The sequence below is a fragment of the Pseudolysinimonas sp. genome (genome assembly GCF_031389465.1).
GTDB lineage: Bacteria > Actinomycetota > Actinomycetes > Actinomycetales > Microbacteriaceae > Pseudolysinimonas_A.
In genome coordinates this window covers 1-3,228 of sequence record NZ_JANMSQ010000220.1, presented here as the reverse complement: position 1 = coordinate 3,228, position 3,228 = coordinate 1, and the positions used below count along the sequence as shown (strand labels likewise).

Sequence of the window (3,228 nt, the reverse complement as noted above, 5' to 3'; positions counted from 1 at the left end):
CGCGTATCGAAACCCGTGGGTTGAGTGCCGCCGAAGGCGGTGTATCGAAACCCGTGGGTTGAGTGCCGCCGAAGGCGGTGTATCGAAACCACCCCGAGTTACCCGCCGGTTTGGTTTCGATACGCGTCCGCCTGCGGCGGGCGCTACTCAACCAGCGGGGGCGGAGCGAAGACCGCCGCGAGGTCGATGAGGGCGAGGTCGCTGCCGCGGGGGCCGACGAGGCAGAGCCCGACGGGCTCGGGAACGCTCAATGCGGGAACGCTCAGGCCGGGTCGCCCGGTGATGCCGGCGATCGCGGTGAGGCGCAGGGTCGCGCCGCGGACGGCATCCAGAATCTCGGCGGTCGCGTCGACCGACGGAGCGGCCGAGGATGCCGACGGCACGAGCAACACGCGGTTACCGAGGATGTCGTCGATCCGCTCGCGTTGGGTGGCGAGCGCGGCGCGGGCTTCGGCCTCCTGCGCGGGGGTGACGGATGCCGCGAACTCGAAGCGTTCCCTCGCGCCGACACCGACGGCATCCGGATGCCCCGTCACCCAGCCGCCGTCGGAATCCCACGCCTCGGCGGCCTGCGTCACCCGGAAGGCTTCGAACATCGCGGTTGGGTCGCCGAGATCGACCTCCTCGACCTCGAACCCCGCGATGGCGGCGGCGAACGCCTCCCGTACAGCCGGTTCGGCGAGCGCGACGAGTCCCGGGTCGACGACGAACCCGGCCGGGTCGACCGTCGTGTGCCCGAGCATCACTTCGACCACGCGGCGCAGGGTTGCGGATCGCTGCGTGAGCCAGCCGACGGTGTCGAAACTCGGCGCGAGCGGCCAGACGCCCTCAAGCGACACGGTGCCGTGCGTCGTGCGGAGTCCCCACAGCCCCTGGTACGACGCGGGGACCCGCACCGACCCGGCAGTGTCGGTGCCGAGGCCGATGGTCGCCTCGCCGAGCGCGACGGCGGATGCCGGTCCACTCGAGGAACCGCCGGGCAACCCGCCGGGTACCGCGGAGTTCGGCGGAGGGCCGTAGTGCGGGTTGGCGCCGGCGATCGAGTACGCGAACTCGTCGGTCTGCGCGATGCCCGCGATGTCGGCGCCGGCCTCGAGCAACTGCGACACCGCGGGGGCGGTGCCGACCTCGATCGTCGCCTCGGCGAGGAAGGTCGGGTTTCCGACCCCGACCGCGAAACCGGCGATCTCGTAGAGGTCCTTCACGGCGACCGTCTCGCCGTGCAGCGGGCCGTCGGGGGCGCCCGCCACGAGGGGGCTGCCGTGCTCGCGCCACACCGAGGTGTTCATCCGAAGTCTGCCTTTCTGATGCGTGCGTGCACGCCGGTCACCCGGTCGACCACCTGCGAGATATCGAAGTCGGTCGCTGCGGAGAGGTACGCGTAGGCGTGCTCCTCATCCATCTGGTACTCCCGGACGAGGAAGGCGATCGCCGCACGCACGCTCTTCTTCATCGCCTCGCGGAGGTCTTCGTCGAGACCGGTCGGCACCCAGTAGTCGGGCGTTTCGACGACCGGACCGTAGGTGTGCACGAATGGCGCGAACGGGTCGCCGGCTGGCACGATTCGGAACCGCAGCGTCGCCCGCAGCGACGCTTCGAGCGCAGTGAGCGCGACCTCCCCGTCACCCTGCGCGAAGTGCGGGTCGCCGACATACGCGAGGGCGCCGGGCACGAGCACCGGCAGGTAGAGCGTGCTGCCCGCGGTCAACAGGTTGATGTCGATGTTGCCGCCGTGCATCCCGGGCGGCACCGAGTGGGGCCGCTCAGCACCCGGCACGGCGACCCCCATGGTGCCGAGAAACGGCGCCGTCGGAAAGTGCACCCGCTCGGTGGCGCCTTCTCGCAGGGGGATGGAGGCTATTTGCCCAAGAAGGTCGACTTTCGGGTCGGTAAGTGCGCCATCTTGGGCAAATAGCAGGTCACCCGGGGCATCGAGGGTCGCGAAGATGCTCACGTTGGCGTCGCCGCGGGGGAACTCTCCGGGGAGGGCGCCCCGGCCGTGACGGTTGGAGATCACGCCGTAGGGCACGCGGGGCAGCAGTTCGACGACCTCGATCGCCAGCAGATCCCCGGGCTGGGCGCCGCGCACGAGGATCGGACCGGTCACGACGTGCGGGCCGTCGTCGGTGTTGCGCTCCCGGGTCGCCGTGAGCTCGACGGCATCCCGCAGTACGCTCTCGGGGGCCACCCCGTGCGAGCCGAAGTAGGCGACCGGGTCGGACCCCTGATCGTCGAGCACGCCCTCGTGGCTGATCGTGTCGATCGTGACCTCGACACCCGGGTCGATCTCGAGCACGGGCTCGTCGGCGCCGCACGGCAAGCGACCCCAGAAGACGCGTCCCGGATCGGCCGGGAGGTAGCTGCCGCGGATCGGCCCCTCGCCGGGTTGCAGGATCATCACCCCACGTTATCGGGCGAAACGCTCGATCCACGGGGTGGCGGGGGCGGCCGCGAGTTCGTCGAGTGTTCCGCGTTGCACGACTGCGCCGCGATCGAGCACCAGCACCTCGTCGGCGAGCGCTGCAGCGTCGTCGCGGTCGTGGGTGACGACGATCGCCGGCCCGCCGAACTCCCGAAGGTGACGGGCAAGATCTGCGCGCACCTCGTCCCGAATCTCGACGTCGAGCGACGCCATCGGTTCGTCGAGCAGCAGCACCGCGGGCTCGGCGGCGAGGGCCCGCGCGAGGGCCACGCGCTGCGCCTGTCCACCCGACAGCGCGACGGGATGCCGCTGCGCCAGCTCCGCGAGGTCAAAGCGGGTCAGCCACGGGTCGGCTTTCTCCCGCGCTGCTTTCCAGCCACCCCGTCGCACCCGGGCCGCGAAGGCGACGTTGTCGCGCACGGTCAGGTGCGGGAAGAGCAGGAAGTCTTGGAAAACCACGCCGATTCCGCGACGCTCGGCCGGCAAAGCCGAGAGGTCGGTGGTGCCGAGGCGGATCGTTCCCGTCGCCTCGACCAGCCCGGCGATCGCGGCGAGCACGCTCGACTTGCCCGCCCCGTTCGGCCCGACGATGCCGAGCACCCTGCCGACGGGCACCTCGAAAGCCGCATGCACGTCGAACGCCTCGCGCGCGACACTGATGTCGACGGCGAGGCTCATCGCACGACGCTGCGTCATCTCACAACCCCGGGCAACCAGCGATCGCGCAGCGCGAGCAGCACGACGAGCGACACCGCAAGCAGCACCAGCGCGAGGGCGATCGCGGTATCGGGGTCGGAGTTCATCGC

The 3,228-nt window shown here is 70.7% G+C and carries 3 protein-coding genes; all 3 read right to left on the bottom strand.

What is annotated here, in order from left to right; all coding sequences use genetic code 11:
• Positions 1-143: 143 nt before the first annotated feature.
• The 3 genes from RMO30_RS08860 to RMO30_RS08850 are packed head-to-tail and all read right to left on the bottom strand — an operon-like array spanning position 144 to position 3,100.
• Positions 144-1,289 carry an amidase family protein gene (locus tag RMO30_RS08860; RefSeq protein ID WP_309712159.1) on the bottom strand — a complete coding sequence of 382 codons (1,146 nt, stop codon included), beginning with the start codon at positions 1,287-1,289 and terminating at the stop codon, positions 144-146.
• A complete protein-coding gene (locus tag RMO30_RS08855) occupies positions 1,286-2,398 on the bottom strand; it encodes an acetamidase/formamidase family protein (RefSeq protein ID WP_309712156.1) in 1,113 nt (370 codons plus the stop codon). The genes RMO30_RS08860 and RMO30_RS08855 overlap by 4 nt, the downstream gene beginning before the upstream one ends.
• Before the next feature lie 9 nt (positions 2,399-2,407).
• Entirely contained in the window at positions 2,408-3,100 is a 693-nt protein-coding gene (locus RMO30_RS08850) for an ATP-binding cassette domain-containing protein (protein ID WP_309712153.1), read from the bottom strand.
• Positions 3,101-3,228: the final 128 nt, after the last annotated feature.

Bases quoted from the DNA above. Each gene is read 5' to 3' on its own strand.
- RMO30_RS08860 (WP_309712159.1), bottom strand. From the start codon at position 1,289: ATGAACACCTCGGTGTGGCGCGAGCACGGCAGCCCCCTCGTGGCGGGC.
- RMO30_RS08855 (WP_309712156.1), bottom strand. From the start codon at position 2,398: ATGATCCTGCAACCCGGCGAGGGGCCGATCCGCGGCAGCTACCTCCCG.
- RMO30_RS08850 (WP_309712153.1), bottom strand. From the start codon at position 3,100: ATGAGCCTCGCCGTCGACATCAGTGTCGCGCGCGAGGCGTTCGACGTG.